The sequence below is a fragment of the Streptomyces sp. CB02959 genome (assembly GCF_002803155.1).
Classification (GTDB): Bacteria; Actinomycetota; Actinomycetes; order Streptomycetales; family Streptomycetaceae; genus Streptomyces.
Window position 1 is genome coordinate 98,748 of sequence record NZ_NNBP01000020.1, and the last position, 13,870, is coordinate 112,617.

The following is a 13,870-nucleotide window of genomic DNA, read 5'->3' on the forward strand; positions in this document are numbered from 1 at the left end:
CCCTCACTCCGCAGTCCTCGCGCACGGGCGCCCCGCCCGCACCCCCCGTGGTGCTCGCACGACCGGGCGGCCGACGGCGCATACGCCCGCCGGTCGCCCGGTGTCGCAAGCGATGGATCGGCCGCGGCCGACTGCCGTCAGCGGTTCTTGACCCCGTTGCCCGAGAGGATCGGAATGTCGTCCAGGATGTGCGACAGCGCCTCGTCGCCCTTGGCCTGCGTCGAGTTCTTGGCGCACTGCTGATTCTGCGGCGAGGACAGGACGTTGATGTCCTGCACCGTGACGGGAATTCCGCCGATCAACGAGCCGGCGTTCGCCTTGGCGGGCAGGCCGACGCACAGGTCGTTCAAGCTTCCCTGAAGGAGCCCGAGCTGGGTGCTGCGCTTGCCGTGCGTCTTGGAGTTGCCGTACACGGACTTGGTGCCGTTACCGTTGACCGTGCTGGTTCCGTCATGGTCACCGACCGCCAGCGCCTCTTGAGACGCTGCGGCCGAAATTCCGACGAGCGACGCCGCGATCGCCGTGGCCGCCATCATCCTCTTCATCGCGCTGAACCCTTCAGGAGCAGAAACTCCCGGCGCGGGAGCCCTGTTTCAACAACAAACCGCGGCCGCCCGAGTTCCGCACCGTCACCCGAACAGATGGCGGTCACCCTCCCGAAAAACTCTCCGGCACACCACAGGGGCCCAGGAAATCACAAGGAAATCTCCCGGGCCCCGCACGCATTTCCGGCCGGCATGCCAATGCCCTGGCGGCCCCATCATTCTCGCAAGGGCATTGGCATGCATCCCTCCACACACCCTCATAACGAGCACACCGAACCATCGGCAGTCACGAGCGAATAACAATCCAAAAACCAGCGGCGCAACAAAACGAGAAACCCGGACCACCCAGAACCGGAAATTCTGGGCGGCCCGGGCATCAGTCGCCCGCTCAGCGGTTGTGCACGCCGTTCGCGGAGAGGACCGGAATGTCGTCCAGGATGTGCGACAGCGGCTCGTCGCCCTTGGCCTGGGTGGAGTTCTCGGTGCACTGCTGGTTCTGCGGCGAGGACAGGACGTTGATGTCCTGAACCGAGACCGGGACCACGCCGCCCAGCGAACCGAGGTTCGCCTTGGCGGGCAGACCGACGCAGGGCTTGTTGAGCGACCCCTGGATCAGCCCGATCTGCGGGCTCATGTAACCGTACGTGGTCGAGTTGCCGAAGTACTGCTTCGAGCCGTTGCCATTGACCGTCGACGTACCGTGCTGGTTACCCGTGGCCATCGCCTGGGGGGCGACAGCTGCGGCTACCCCAACAATGGAAGCAGCCGCGGCTGCGGTTGCGAGAGCCTTCTTGATCATTGTTGATCCTTCGTGTTACGGGATGCCCTTGGGCCGGGCAGTATGACCAACTCACAAAGGCACATTTCGTTGTGCTCGTTCACTCAAATGAGCTGATTATCCTGATCTCTTATTGCCGATCAGGCATCCCGTCCGAAATCCCGCAACCACGATTCACCGTCCGGACCGGCGTCACCCTCGAATATCTCTCGGAGCGCACGCCGATCCGGCGGCCAAGGCTTCATACAGCCGCACCGAATTCCCCGGGCGGTCCCTTGAGGCAGCCAAACGCCGGTTCGCCGACCCGTTACTTGCCGAGCGGCAGACCACCAAGCAACGGAAGTTCCTTGGTGGCCCCCGTGGCGCCACCGAGAATCTGCTTCGGGTGCTTGGCGGTCTTCTCCGCGCCCCGGACGGTGTCGACCAGCGGCTTGACCTGACGACCGTCCAGCTGCCGGTTGTTCAGCGCGTCCGTCAGCCCACCGTTGAGACTCATGTGCGGCGAGGGCATGTTCGCCGCACCGGCATCGGCGGCGAAAGCGGGCACGGCCGCGCCCAGAGCCATGACGGAGCCGGCAACAGCAACGGCAGACTTCGCGTACTTCACGTCCCACTGTCCCTTCTGGTGCGGTGTTCGATGGAGTCGCGACATCAGTGCCGCGTGAGCAATCACTTCGCTGCTCGGATCACCGCTTTCCCTCTGGCTAACGAGGTCCGCCACCCGGAGAAACTGTGAAGTTACGATTCTTCAGGCACGCCACCCGAAAGATTCCGGGCCACCCAGAAAATGATCACGAAGGACCGAAAGACCGCCGTCCCCGACGCGCAACGCCGGCAAGCCGGGGACGGTCGCATTAAAGCGAATCGAATTTCTTCGATCAGCGGTTGATGCAGCGGTTCCCGAACGCCGGGCTGAGGATCCCGACGATGTCGACAGTGTTTCCGCACACGTTGATCGGGACACTGACCGGCATCTGGATGACGTTGCCGGAGAGGACACCCGGGGAGTGCTTGGCGCCGCCCTTGGCGTGCGCACCGGCGAAAGCCGGCGCAGCAGCGCCCACTGCCATGAGCGTACCGGCGGCGACAACTGCGACCTTTGCGTACTTCACTTCGGCCCTTCCTGCAGCGGGATCCCTAGCACACACGGCTGTCGTGTCGCACGGGCGCGGATCGATCTCGCCCGTAACTCCGCTGCCGATATTGGTAACGATTTCTCCACACTCGCGAAACTCCCGCGGGGAAGTTTTCGGAGAAATCGCCCGAACGCCGCAAGACTATTTCCGGTGAGCCCCGTACATATAACGCGGAAACAACACGGAAATCAGAACGGGCGAGATGCCCACCGAATGTGAATTCCTATCGGCAAGGGATCGGGCTTTTCGGCCCGATGGTTCGCGACACGGTGCCGCAGGCCGGGTGATCGGCCGGGACGGAACGGTTGCCGTTGACCGTGGAGGTGCCGTGGCGATCACCGACCGCCATCGCCTGCGGGGCGGCCGCGGCCGCGAGGCCGACCATGGAGGCGGCTACTGCCGTCGTGGCCAGGACCTGCTTGATCACTGTTCACCCTTGCTGGAAGCGGATCGCCCGTATCCGGAGCGCACTGGTCAACTCGCTTCCTGGGGCCCGGTTTCGCGGATTCACCCGAATGCCACGCAGTCCATAGGCACATATCACTGCGCCCGGCCGCCAACACCAGCCGTTCAGCAGGCCCATGACGGATTCTCCCCTTAAGTCCCTTACTCTCGTGGTGAATTCACCATAGGAAAGGCCCGCCCTGAACCAGGGCGGGCCTCGTTCACCTGACGGCGATCAGCGGTTGATGCAGCGGTTGCCGAACGCCGGGTTGAGGATCCCGACGATGTCGACGGTGTTGCCGCACACGTTGATCGGGACGTGGACCGGCATCTGGATGAGGTTGCCGGAGAGCACGCCGGGCGAACCCACAGCGGCACCCTTGGCACTGGCACCGCCGTGCCCATGGGCGCTGGCCACGCCAGCGCCTCCCACGACGGCAATGCCCGCGGCGGCGGACAGGACGACGGCCTTGGAGACAAACTTCACGGTGAACCTCTTCACTGAGCAGCATTCAGGTTTCTGTGCGCGCCGCCTGGAGCGACAAGCAGTTCAACGCAACAAACCGGGCAAAAGTAGCGGGCCAAACGGGTGATGGTTGACCGCAAGTGCCTTACGGGGCAGGTGTGGTGTCCGTGGCGGATGCCCGGCCGCGGCGGCCGGTTGTCCGGTCCACCGCGCCTCGTCCCGTCATCGTCACACGCCATCGGTCACGCACCGGTGATTGCCAGTTGCGTGGTGTGCCCTGGCGTCAGGAGGCCGGCTCACGCACGGGTGTCGGCCTGACAGGCGCTGGCGCGCCGGGAGTTGAGCGCGGCCGATCGACGCACGGCGGTGGGCCGGAGCGGCGGCCGGAACTCGGCGTCGGTGACGGCGACCGCGTCCGTGACCGGCCCGAAGGCGCTGGTCGGGGCCATTGTCAGACCCTGGTGCAAGACTCGGGGCATGAGATGGGTGGTGGCGGAGACGGGCGACGGGGGTGCTCGTCTCTGCCCGCTCACTCAGGACGGCCGGCCCGCCGGGCCGGTGGTGCGGGAGTCCTCGCTCGCCGAGGCGGTGCGGTCGCGCCCCGAGGTCGAGCGGTGGGTGTGGCGGTCCACGGCCGAGATCTACCGTCGGCTGCTGGCGGCCGGGGTGCGGGTCGAGCGCTGCTACGACGTGGAGGCCGCCGAGGCGCTGCTGATCGGCCACGAGGAGGGGCAGTCGGGCCAGCCCCACTCGCTGGCCGCCGCCTGGGCACGGCTGCACGGCCTGCCGGTGCCGGCGGATGCGCCCGCGCGTGCCGCCGAGACCCAGCCGTCCCTGTTCGAGCCGGGCCCGGTGCCGCTGCCGCCCGACACCGACGAGTTCACCGCGCTGTTGGAGGTCTACGCCGGCCAGGTGGCCCGTACGGCACGGGCCGAGCACCCGGACCGGATGCGGCTGCTGCTGGCGTCCGAGTCGGCGGGCATGCTGGTCGCCGCGGAGTTGTCCCGGACCGGCATTCCCTGGCGTGCGGACGTGCACCGCGAGGTGCTGGACGGCCTGCTGGGCGAGCGTTTTCCGGGCGGACTGGAGCCGCGGCGCATGGCGGAGCTGGCCGACGAGGTGTCGCGGGCCTTCGGGGAGAGCGTGCGGGTCCGCCCCGATCTGCCCAACGACATCATCAGGGCCTTCGCCCGCGCCGGGATCGCCCTCTCCTCGACGCGCAAGTGGGAGCTGCAACAGATCGACCACCCCGCGGTGGCCTCGCTGCTGGCGTACAAATCGCTCTACCGCCTGTACACCGCCCACGGCTGGTCCTGGCTCCAGCAGTGGGTGCACGACGGCCGGTTCCACCCCGAGTACCTGCCCGGCGGCACGGTCTCCGGCCGCTGGACCACCAATGGCGGCGGCGCCCTGCAGATCCCCAAGGTGATCCGGCAGGCGGTCCGGGCCGACCCGGGGTGGCGCCTGGTGGTCGCCGACGCCGACCAGATGGAGCCGCGGGTGCTGGCCGCGGTCTCCCGCGACGGGGGTCTGATGGAGGTGGCCGGCACGGGCCAGGACCTCTATGCGGATCTGGCGGCCCGCGCCTTCGGCGGCGACCGCGACCGGGCCAAGCTCGCGCTGCTGGGCGCCATTTACGGCCAGACCTCGGGCGACGCCCTCAAGCACATGGCCGATCTGCGCCGCCGCTATCCGGCCGCGGTGGCGTACGTCGACGACGCGGCGCGGGCCGGAGAGGAGGGCCGCCTGGTGCGCACCTGGATGGGCCGCACCTGCCCGCCCGCCTCGATGGCGCCGCCCGACGAGGCGGGGCTGCCCCAGGAGGAGGAGCGGCCCGGCGGCTACGGCAGCACCGCGGCGGCCCGCGCCCGCGGCCGTTTCACCCGCAACTTCGTGGTGCAGGGCAGCGCCGCCGACTGGGCCCTGCTGGTGCTGGCCGCACTGCGTCACGCGATGGCCCGGGCCGGGCTCCGCGCCGAGCTGGTCTTCTTCCAGCACGACGAGGTGATCGTGCACTGCCCCGCGGAAGAGGCCGGAACGGTCGCCGAGGCCATCGCTACGGCGGCCGCCACCGCGGGCCGGATCGCGTTCGGCCCGACACCGGTGCGCTTCCCGTTCACCACGGCCGTGGTGGAGTGCTACGCGGACGCCAAATGAGTCCGGTGGGCCGTTGCGCCGTCAGTCGCCGGCAGCCGCTCCCCGAGGGTCCCGTCCGGCTCCCGCTGGGAGCAGGCCGCGGGTGAGGCGGGTCATCGCGGCCACCAGGACCGCGCGGGGGGTTCCGGGGCGGTCCAGCCACCACAGCGCGAGGCCGTAGAGCGAGCTGCGGATCGCCTCGCCCAGGGGCTCCAGTTCGGCCTCCGGGATGTCGGGCGCCATCTCGCGCAGCAGGACGATGTCCGTCTCCCGCTGCCTGCGCTGGAGTTCGCGGTGGAACGCCTGCACCTCCGGGTCGCCGGTGGTGTCCCGGAACATCATCCGCCAGGTGTACGGATGGGTCTGCACATGGCCGAACCAGGCGTCGTACATCGCCTCCAGGCGGGCGTTCAGATCGCCCTCGCCGTGCAGGAGTTCGCGGATGGGGGCGGCGGCCAGCTCGTCGCGGTGGCGTTCCAGCAGGGCGAGGTGCAGCTCCTGCTTGGAGTCGAAGTGGCGGTAGAGCATCGGCTTGCTCAGGCCCGCCTCGGCGGCGATCTCCCCGATCGTGGTGCCCGCGAAGCCGCGCTCCGCGAACAGCCGGGCGGCCGCGTCCTCGATGCGCGTCCTGGCCTGCGTGCGGGCGGCGCGGCTCCGGTCGATCTCGTTCATGGGGCGTCCTCGTGGCTTCGTGACTTCCGTGGTTTCCGTGGCTTCGTGGTCCTGGCGGTCCCCGTGAATCCGCGGTCCTTGCGGTGCCTCGTGCAGTGTCGCCGCCGCCGGCGGGTGCGGGCGCCCGGCCCGGTGCGGGTACAGATGCGGGAATCTGGCGCGTTTTTACCGTGGTGTTCGGCTCGCAATTGTCTCTTCACTGAAGGATACTCGATGGTGTACCACGCGGTATACGCATGAGTAACTTCAGTCATCGCCGCGCGGGCACGACGGACGGGGGTTCGACATGATCGTTTCCTTGCACATCTCCGAGCTCGGCATCAGTGGCACCCGCGCCGCTCTCGGCCGGTCCCCGCAGCCGGGCAAGGTCCCCGGCCTGCGGTTCGCCACCACCACCCTCACCGGCGCCCTCGCCGCCGGCCCGCCCAGACTGCGCCCCGGTCGGGCCGCGCTGCTCGCGTCGTGGGACGACGACACCGCCCTGGACCGCTTCCTCGCCGAGGACCCACTGGCCGGACGGCTGGCCGGTGGCTGGCAGGTGCGGCTCCGGCCGGTGCAGGTCCTGGGCGCGTGGAGTCCACTGCCGGTCGAGACCGACCCGGGCGCCACACTGTCCGACGAGGACGGACCGGTCGCCGTGCTCACCCTCGGCTCACTGCGGCTGCGCCGCGCGGTCCCGTTCCTGCGCGCCAATTCCCGCGCCGCGGGGCGAGCCGCGGCCGATCCGTCGATGCTCACCGCCGTCGCCCTGGCCAGACCGCCCCGCTTCGTCGCCACGTTCTCGATATGGCAGAACGTCTCGGCGATGAGCCGCTACGCGTACGGCACGGCGCACCCGCAGCACAAGGAGGTGGTCCGGGAGCACCGCGCCCAGCCGTTCCACCACCAGGCGGCGTTCGTCCGCTGCCGCCCCTACGGTGCCCGGGGCACGCTCGGCGGGAGCGAGCCGACAGCCGCCCCTAAACTCGCCGGATAGGGGGCCGTCAGCAGGCGAACGGCCGAGGTCCGAGCCATCTGAGCCATCCGAGCCACGGAGGGACCAGCGTTGACCGACACCGAGGGCGCCGCCACCGCCCCCAGCGCACCCTTCGAACCCACGGCGCGTTGGCGCGGCAACGAGCAGGTGGCGACGGAGGAGCCGATCTGCGCGACCGGGGTCAAGCGCGCCCTGACGGCCGCCGCCCGGCGCACGGTGCTGCTCGCGGACCACGCCGAGTTCGGCCGTCAGGCGCTGTACGAACTGGCGCCGCCGGCCGACTTCGATCTCGCCATCTCCGATGAACATCTTCCCCGGGAGGAGCGGGACGCGCTTCAATTCCTGGGACTGCGTGATCAGTTGGCGACGGAGAGGAACGGTCGGGAATGAGCGACGGCAACGGCAACAGCAGCGGTGTGGAGCGCATCAACCCGCCCCACCTCGCGCCGCCGACCGGATTCAGCCATGCCGTGCGCACCACCGCGCCCGGCACCCTGGTGTTCCTCGCCGGGCAGACCGCCCTCGACAGCACGGGGCGGATCGTCGGGGACGGCATCGTCGAGCAGTTCGAGCGGGCGCTCGGCAACCTCCTGGAGGTGGCGGCCTCGGCCGGCGCCGGCCCGTCCGACCTGACCAAGCTCACCGTCTTCGCGGTCGATGTCGCCGACTACCGCCACCACGCCAAGGAGCTCGGCCGGGTGTGGAAGCGGCTGGTCGGCAGCGACTTTCCGGCCATGGCCGTGATCGGTGCCAGCCGCCTGTGGGACGAGGAGGCCCTGGTGGAGATCGACGGCATCGCGGTGGTGCGGTAGGCCCGCCACGGTCGCGCGGGTGCGCTGCGCGCGGGCAGCCGGCTCACTCCCCGTACGTCGCCACCAGCGTCTCGGCGTCCGCCGCGGAGAGCGTGATCCCGAACTCGGTGTCCAGCAGGCCCGGAATCTCCTCCGGCGCGACCTCCCGCACCTCCCGCGACCAGTCCGGCCGGGTCAGTGTCAGCTCCCGGCCGACCAGGGTGCGACGCAGCTCGTACCCCGGCTTCTGCACCACGATCCTGCCGGTGAACGGCGACCGCGGGTGGGTCGATATGTAGTGGTTGAAGACGGCGTAGTCGACCGGGAAGCGCCGCTCGTCCCCGAAGGCGTAGAGGTCGAACCAGCCGTCCTCATGGCGCGACCGCAGCACCCACGACTCGGTCTCCTTCGCGCGGACCAGGCCGAAGGTCCAGGCACCCTGCCGTTCCTCGGCGCCGTCCCGCAGCGGGATCGGTGCGAGCAGCGCCTCGCCGCCGAAGCCGACATCGGTGATCCACTCGGTGCCGTCCAGCTCCACCTTCAGCAGGGCGTGGGTGACCGGACGCACCTTGTCCTCGCCCATCTGGATCCGGGCGCCGAGCCCGGAGACCCGGAAGCCGAGGCGCTCCAGCGCGGCCGCGTAGAGGAGGTTCTGCTCGTAGCAGTAGCCGCCGCGCCGCTGCCGGACCATCTTGGCCTGCAGCGCCTCCACGTCGAGCAGGATCGGGCGGCCCAGCACGATCTCCACGTTCTCGAAGCCGATGGCGGCGCTGTGCGCGGCGTGCAGCGTCCGCAGTGTCTCCAGGGTCGGCCGGCGGTCGCCCTCGTAGCCGATGCGTGCCAGGTAGGCGTCCAGGTCGAGCTGTTCGCCGCCCCATGTGGATCCGGTCATGGTGGCTGTCCCCCTTCGTCATGGCGTCCTCCCTGCGGAGAGCCGCAACGGAGCTTATGAGACACCAAGGCCGAAACGGATCGGCTTTCAGGACGATGCCCGGCGGCGGCCGGACCTAGGACCCGCGGCCGAGGCACCGAACCGAGGGGCCGGCGAACGGCGTTGCGGCCACGGCCCCGACCCCGGCAACCCTCGGTCCGCCGCCCCTCACCGACGCTGCCGCGCCATCCCCACCGGATCCGGCTTGAACGCCCAGGCCATCTTGGGCTCCATGGCGAACCGGAAGATCCGCTGCACCGGCGGCGTGCACAGCAGCGTGACGATGGTGCCCGCGATCAGGGTCAGCAGCACCTGGCCCCACGGCGTGTGCAGCCAGGCGTTGTCGTACCAGTGCCAGAAGCGCGACCCCTTGGCGAGGAACCCGTGCAGCAGGTAGCCGTAGAGGGTGCCCGCGCCCAGCGCCGTGTACCACGTCCGGCGGCCCGGCACCCAGGCGAAGAAACAGGCCACCAGCACCAGCGAGCAGCCGAACATCGCCAACGTCATCACCACCCCGCTCCACCAGGGGGCGCCCAGTTCCTGCGCGCTGTCGCGGTGGTAGAACCACGCGGCGTTCATCCGCGGCGCTGCCCAGTAGGCGAAGACCAGTGCACCGGCGACCACCGGCAGGGCGGCGATCCGCACCGACCGGCGGCGCACAAGCTGGAAGTGTTCCGGCCGCAGGGTGAGTCCCACGACGAAGAACGGCAGGAACTGCAGCACCCGTTGGAGGTTCAGATCGTCACCGATCTCCGGCGAGACGGCAGCCAGGACCGCGACGGTCAGGGCGAGCGGCAGCGGCCAGCGCACGATCTTCCACAGCGGGGTGGTCAGCCGCCAGATGAAGAGCGCGACCAGGAACCACGTCAGGTACCACGGCTGCAGGAGGGTGATCGGGTACCTCGGATCGTCGTCCGCCCAGCGCTTGAAGAAGGTGTAGGCGACCTCGAAGAGGACGTACGGGACGGCGACGCCGGTGATCAGCCGCTGCAGCCGGTCCTTGCGCATGTCGAAACTGCGCGAGAAGTAGCCGGAGATGATGATGAACGCCGGCATGTGGAAGGCGTAGACGGTGATGTAGAGCGCCGCCGCCGACCGGCTGCCGGAGCGCAGCGGCTCCCAGGCGTGCCCCATCGCCACCAGCACGATGGCCAGGTACTTCGCGTTGTCGAAGAACGCGTCGCGGCCCTTGGCCGGGGCCGCCTCGGTCGCCGCCCGGCCGGTGCCGGCCGCGGTCCGGCCCACCCGCCCCTTGGCGTGCCGTCCGCTCCCGCTTGCCGCCCCGCCCTTGTCGTTCGCCGGCGACGCGTCCGGGGTGAGGGTGGCTGTCGTCGCGCCCGCCCCGTCCGCCCCGTCGGCCGCACCTGCCGCCTGGGGCGCGTCCTTCGGAATCTGCCGCGGCGCGGGCAGCGGAACCCGCCGCTCGCCGTACGCCGGAAACTCGTTCGTCAACGGCCCTCCCGGAACGCGCCGGTAGGAGGAGCCGGATGTGGCGAAGCGCCGGGTTCCACAACGGAACCCAAAGGCCAAATCCAGCGTCTTAGTTCATTTACGGGGAGTGTGGCGTCGAACATCCCTGGCACCTTAGCCGCGCCGACGGAATCCCGTAAATCCCGCTCGGCCGGGGCCGCCCGCCGGGCCGTTCCCCTTCACCGCACCATCACCCGACTCGGGCGAAACCCCGCAAAATACGGGCGGGAGATTACACCCGCAGACCCCGGACGAGCAGCCGCAACTCCGGCACACACCAAAAAACCCACCCGCCTGCGAACAATCCCCGCGTCCCCGAACACCGCCCTCCCCACCCCACAACCAACGGGCCCGCACACCCCCCTCGCCGCACACCCACGAAAGGGGCGACCCTTCGCCCCTTCGAGCGATCAGTCGATAACGCCTTCCACACCGCGCCCCCGGACCGCCCGCACCGTCGCCGTCGCCCCCACGTCCCACGCATAGATCTCCAACCGCCGCCCGTGCGGCCCGTGCAGTCGGTGCACGGCCCGGGCCCACCGCGAACCGACGTCGGACATACGGGGATTGATCTGATCGGCGAAGCGCGCATAACGCCGCAGTTTGTTCACCGGGGGCCGCCCCAGAATCCCCGTACGCACCTGCGGCATCAGCTGGTGCACCCGCTTTACACACCGCACACAGAAGCTCTGAATCACCAGCCGATTACTGATATGCGCGGGATTCAGCCAGCCCAACGCCCGTAGTTCACGAAGGGTCTGCAGCTCGATTCCCGGATATTGCTCGGGCACCTTGAGCTCCAGCAGCAACCCCTGCTGATTACGGTCCAACCTGCGCAGATAGTCGGCGAGCGTGGGCACCCGCTCACCCGCGAACCGTTTCCCGAACCAACTCCCGGCGTCCAGCCGCGCGATCTCCGCCGCGGTGAAATCCCGCACCCGCCACGGCGCCCGACGCGGAAACACCTTCGCGGCGTTGGTGGTCCGGTTCAGGGTGGTGTCGTGCATCACGATCAGCCGGCCGTCCTTGGTCCGCTGCACGTCGTTCTCGACCCACACCAGCCCCCGGCGGTGCGCCGAGTCGACCGCCGCAAGGGTGTTCTCCGGCGCGAACCGGGACGCACCCCGGTGGGCGATCACGAACGGCGCGCTCTGCCCCGCCTGGAGGCTCACGAACGTCCCGCCCCGGGTGGCCAGTCGCTGATTCCCGTCCGGCCCGGACGCCAGCGCCGACGACGCCACGGTCACCGTGACGACGAACGCGAACGCCCCGGACGCGATCCGCAACGGCCTCCGGATCCGCACCGATCTCCGAAGCATGCGGGGCCTCCCGGTCACTCGGCCGCAGATGCTGCCATCTACGTCAGGTAAGCCCCCTAGGGCCACCCGAGCTGCCCTGGCTCCCGACCTTGCCCCCATCCGGGCACCACCGCCACGCGAACACCCCCGCCGCCACCCCGCCGAAGGCCCGCTCCCCCACCCTTTCCGCAGGTCAGCGCCTTCTCACAGCCCCTCGCCCGCGAAACCCCCATCCGTGCCCCACCCCGAGGCCACCCCCACCCCGCCCACAACAAAAAACCCAGGCCAGAGAATCTCTGACCTGGGTTCCAGCTGAGCCGCCTTCGGGATTCGAACCCGAGACCTACGCATTACGAGTGCGTTGCTCTGGCCAACTGAGCTAAGGCGGCGTGGTGCGCGGCCCAGTCTACACAGGAGCGGGGGGTGCTCTGTACTCGGTTCGGGGGCTGGTCAGGGGGAGTGGGCCGGGTCACGTGCAGCTCTTGTTCTTGGCGGGTGGGGTGCCTTCGAGGAGATAGGTGTTGATGGCGGTGTCGATGCAGTCGCTGCCGCGGCCGTAGGCCGTGTGGCCGTCGCCGACGTAGGTCAGGAGGGTGGCGCTGGAGAGCTGGCCGGCCAGGCCCTTGGCCCAGGTGTACGGGGTGGCCGGGTCGCGGGTGGTGCCGACGACGACGATCGGGTCGGCGCCCTTGGCCGCGATGCGGTGGACCATACCGGAGGGCTTGACCGGCCAGTAGGCGCAGTTCAGGGCGGACCAGGCGAAGTTGTCACCGAAGACCGGGGACGCCTTGCGGAAGGCGGGCAGGGCGGCGCGGACCTGGTCGGGGCCGGCGAAGGCACCGGGGAGGTCGAGGCAGTTGACGGCCGGGTTGGCGTACATCTGGTTGGCGTAGTGGCCCGAGGCGTCGCGCTCGTAGTAGCTGTCGGACAGGGCGAGCAGTGCGCGGCCGTTGCCGTCCTCGGCCTGGGTGATGGCCGCGCGCAGCATGGGCCAGGCTCCCTGGTCGTACATCGCGGCGATCACGCCCGTGGTGGCGAGGGACTCGGTGAGCTTGCGCTCCTGGCCGGTGTCCAGCGGGTGCGCGTCCAGCTTCTTGAAGAGCGCGGAGAGCCGCCGGCCGGCGTCCTGGGCGTTCTCGGTGCCGAGCGGGCAGTCCTTCTGCTTCACGCAGTCCTCGGCGAACGCCGTGAAGGCGGTGTTGAAACCGGCGGTCTGGTTGATGTTGGTGGTGCGGGAGTCCAGCGACGGGTTCATCGCGCCGTCGAGGACCAGGCGGCCGGAGCGGGTCGGGAAGAGACCGGCGTAGGTCGCGCCGAGGAAGGTTCCGTAGGAGGCGCCCACGTACGTCAGCTTCTTGTCGCCCAGGACGGCGCGCAGGACGTCCATGTCGCGGGCCGACTCGATGGTGGAGACGTGCGGGAGCAGCTTGCCGGAGTGGGCCTCGCAGCCCTTGGCGAAGTTGCGGTAGGCGGCGACGAGGGCGTTGACCTCGGCGGGGGTGTCGGGGGTGGTGTCGGTCTGGGTGAAGCGGTCCATCTGGCGGTCGGTGAGGCATTCGATCGGTTCGCTGCGGGCCACGCCGCGCGGGTCCATGGCGACCATGTCGTACCGCGCCCGGACCGCGGCGGGCTGCGGCGCGTACTGCTGGAGGTAGTCGATCGCCGAGCCGCCGGGGCCGCCCGGATTGACCAGGAGGGAACCGAGCCGCTGCCCCGGGCCGGTGGACGTCCTGCGGGCCACCGCGAGCTTCAGGTCGGTGTCCGGGTTGGGCTTGGCGTAGTCCAGGGGCGCCTTCATCGTCGCGCACTGGAAGCCCGCCACGCCGCAGTCGTGCCAGCTCAGCTTCTGGTCGTAGTACGGACGGAGGTTGGCCGGGATGGCCGTCGGGAGCGGTGCGAGCGGGGTGACGGCGGACGCCGGAGGGTCGGCGCCGGCCTCCGCCGAACGGCTCTCGGAACCGGCGCCACCGGGGGACGACGGCCCTGACGAGCAGCCGGAGATCAGCAGGACGAGGGCCGCGGCAGCGGCGGCCGCGGCGGTGGTGGTGGAGCGGAACAGGCGGCTGGGCTGCATGGCGGTCCCTTGGTGTCGGTCCCCGGTGGGGTCGTTCCCGGTGGTGGCCTGCGTGGCGTTCCTGGTGGCGGCGACTCCCTCGGCGGTGCGGTGGGCTCCTCGGCGGCGGTGCGGCTCCTGGCTCCTGCCTTCCCGATTCCGGGCCGCCTACGG

Annotated in this window: 15 protein-coding genes, 1 tRNA gene and 1 pseudogene; 4 read left to right on the top strand and 13 right to left on the bottom strand. The window is 69.8% G+C overall.

Annotated elements, in window-relative coordinates; genetic code table 11:
• Positions 1 to 137: 137 nt before the first annotated feature.
• The 7 genes and pseudogenes from CG747_RS29045 to CG747_RS48255 form a co-directional block, all read right to left on the bottom strand.
• Entirely contained in the window at positions 138 to 545 is a 408-nt protein-coding gene (locus CG747_RS29045; protein ID WP_100604812.1) for a rodlin, read from the bottom strand.
• 388 nt (positions 546 to 933) lie between these two features.
• The gene (locus CG747_RS29050; RefSeq protein WP_100604813.1) at positions 934 to 1,344 is read right to left on the bottom strand and encodes a rodlin; all 411 of its coding nucleotides are present in this window, start codon (positions 1,342 to 1,344) and stop codon (positions 934 to 936) included.
• A gap of 286 nt (positions 1,345 to 1,630) precedes the next feature.
• A complete protein-coding gene (locus CG747_RS29055; protein ID WP_257980817.1) occupies positions 1,631 to 2,044 on the bottom strand; it encodes a hypothetical protein in 414 nt (137 codons plus the stop codon).
• Between the two features lie 157 nt (positions 2,045 to 2,201).
• Positions 2,202 to 2,435 (bottom strand): chaplin, encoded by a 234-nt coding sequence (locus tag CG747_RS29060; RefSeq protein ID WP_100604815.1) that lies wholly within the window; start codon positions 2,433 to 2,435, stop codon positions 2,202 to 2,204.
• A gap of 328 nt (positions 2,436 to 2,763) precedes the next feature.
• Positions 2,764 to 2,886 (bottom strand): annotated as a pseudogene (locus tag CG747_RS29065) (RdlA protein); the annotation flags it as partial.
• Between the two features lie 252 nt (positions 2,887 to 3,138).
• Positions 3,139 to 3,390, bottom strand: a complete 252-nt coding sequence (locus CG747_RS29070; protein WP_100604925.1) for a chaplin — start codon at positions 3,388 to 3,390, stop codon at positions 3,139 to 3,141.
• 275 nt (positions 3,391 to 3,665) lie between these two features.
• Entirely contained in the window at positions 3,666 to 3,818 is a 153-nt protein-coding gene (locus CG747_RS48255; protein WP_180985737.1) for a hypothetical protein, read from the bottom strand.
• Positions 3,819 to 3,846: 28 nt separating this feature from the next.
• Here CG747_RS48255 and CG747_RS29075 point away from each other — a divergent pair, with 28 nt between their 5' ends.
• Entirely contained in the window at positions 3,847 to 5,526 is a 1,680-nt protein-coding gene (locus CG747_RS29075) for a bifunctional 3'-5' exonuclease/DNA polymerase (RefSeq protein WP_100604816.1), read from the top strand.
• Positions 5,527 to 5,547: 21 nt separating this feature from the next.
• Here the strand turns inward: CG747_RS29075 and CG747_RS29080 are convergent, their stop codons facing one another.
• Positions 5,548 to 6,177, bottom strand: coding sequence for a TetR/AcrR family transcriptional regulator (locus CG747_RS29080; protein WP_100604817.1), 630 nt, complete (start codon positions 6,175 to 6,177; stop codon positions 5,548 to 5,550).
• Between the two features lie 286 nt (positions 6,178 to 6,463).
• On the opposite strand from CG747_RS29080, the gene CG747_RS29085 reads away from it, so the two are divergent.
• The 3 genes from CG747_RS29085 (at position 6,464) to CG747_RS29095 (ending at position 7,965) form a co-directional block, all read left to right on the top strand.
• On the top strand, positions 6,464 to 7,153 hold the full coding sequence (locus tag CG747_RS29085; RefSeq protein WP_100604818.1) for a spheroidene monooxygenase: 690 nt from the start codon (positions 6,464 to 6,466) through the stop codon (positions 7,151 to 7,153).
• A 69-nt stretch (positions 7,154 to 7,222) separates the two neighbouring features.
• Entirely contained in the window at positions 7,223 to 7,543 is a 321-nt protein-coding gene (locus CG747_RS29090) for a hypothetical protein (protein WP_257980818.1), read from the top strand.
• Positions 7,540 to 7,965 (top strand): RidA family protein, encoded by a 426-nt coding sequence (locus tag CG747_RS29095; RefSeq protein ID WP_100604819.1) that lies wholly within the window; start codon positions 7,540 to 7,542, stop codon positions 7,963 to 7,965. Before CG747_RS29090 ends, CG747_RS29095 begins: the two co-directional genes overlap by 4 nt.
• Before the next feature lie 43 nt (positions 7,966 to 8,008).
• Here CG747_RS29095 and CG747_RS29100 read toward each other — a convergent pair whose 3' ends face one another.
• From CG747_RS29100 to CG747_RS29120, 5 genes are all read right to left on the bottom strand, one after another.
• Positions 8,009 to 8,836: an arylamine N-acetyltransferase gene (locus CG747_RS29100; protein ID WP_100604820.1), complete on the bottom strand. Its 828-nt coding sequence runs from the start codon at positions 8,834 to 8,836 to the stop codon at positions 8,009 to 8,011.
• Positions 8,837 to 9,043: 207 nt separating this feature from the next.
• The gene (locus CG747_RS29105; protein WP_100604821.1) at positions 9,044 to 10,327 is read right to left on the bottom strand and encodes an acyltransferase family protein; all 1,284 of its coding nucleotides are present in this window, start codon (positions 10,325 to 10,327) and stop codon (positions 9,044 to 9,046) included.
• Between the two features lie 428 nt (positions 10,328 to 10,755).
• Entirely contained in the window at positions 10,756 to 11,664 is a 909-nt protein-coding gene (locus tag CG747_RS29110; protein ID WP_100604822.1) for a glycerophosphodiester phosphodiesterase family protein, read from the bottom strand.
• Positions 11,665 to 11,958: 294 nt separating this feature from the next.
• Positions 11,959 to 12,032, bottom strand: a tRNA-Thr gene (locus CG747_RS29115).
• Positions 12,033 to 12,112: 80 nt separating this feature from the next.
• The gene (locus tag CG747_RS29120) at positions 12,113 to 13,717 is read right to left on the bottom strand and encodes an alpha/beta hydrolase (protein ID WP_100604823.1); all 1,605 of its coding nucleotides are present in this window, start codon (positions 13,715 to 13,717) and stop codon (positions 12,113 to 12,115) included.
• Positions 13,718 to 13,870: the final 153 nt, after the last annotated feature.

Coding starts and splice junctions, on each gene's coding strand:
- CG747_RS29050 (WP_100604813.1), bottom strand. CDS start 1,344: ATGATCAAGAAGGCTCTCGCAACCGCAGCCGCGGCTGCTTCCATTGTT.
- CG747_RS29085 (WP_100604818.1), top strand. CDS start 6,464: ATGATCGTTTCCTTGCACATCTCCGAGCTCGGCATCAGTGGCACCCGC.
- CG747_RS29110 (WP_100604822.1), bottom strand. CDS start 11,664: ATGCTTCGGAGATCGGTGCGGATCCGGAGGCCGTTGCGGATCGCGTCC.
- CG747_RS29100 (WP_100604820.1), bottom strand. CDS start 8,836: ATGACCGGATCCACATGGGGCGGCGAACAGCTCGACCTGGACGCCTAC.
- CG747_RS29095 (WP_100604819.1), top strand. CDS start 7,540: ATGAGCGACGGCAACGGCAACAGCAGCGGTGTGGAGCGCATCAACCCG.
- CG747_RS29075 (WP_100604816.1), top strand. CDS start 3,847: ATGAGATGGGTGGTGGCGGAGACGGGCGACGGGGGTGCTCGTCTCTGC.
- CG747_RS29045 (WP_100604812.1), bottom strand. CDS start 545: ATGAAGAGGATGATGGCGGCCACGGCGATCGCGGCGTCGCTCGTCGGA.
- CG747_RS29080 (WP_100604817.1), bottom strand. CDS start 6,177: ATGAACGAGATCGACCGGAGCCGCGCCGCCCGCACGCAGGCCAGGACG.
- CG747_RS48255 (WP_180985737.1), bottom strand. CDS start 3,818: ATGGCCCCGACCAGCGCCTTCGGGCCGGTCACGGACGCGGTCGCCGTC.
- CG747_RS29120 (WP_100604823.1), bottom strand. CDS start 13,717: ATGCAGCCCAGCCGCCTGTTCCGCTCCACCACCACCGCCGCGGCCGCC.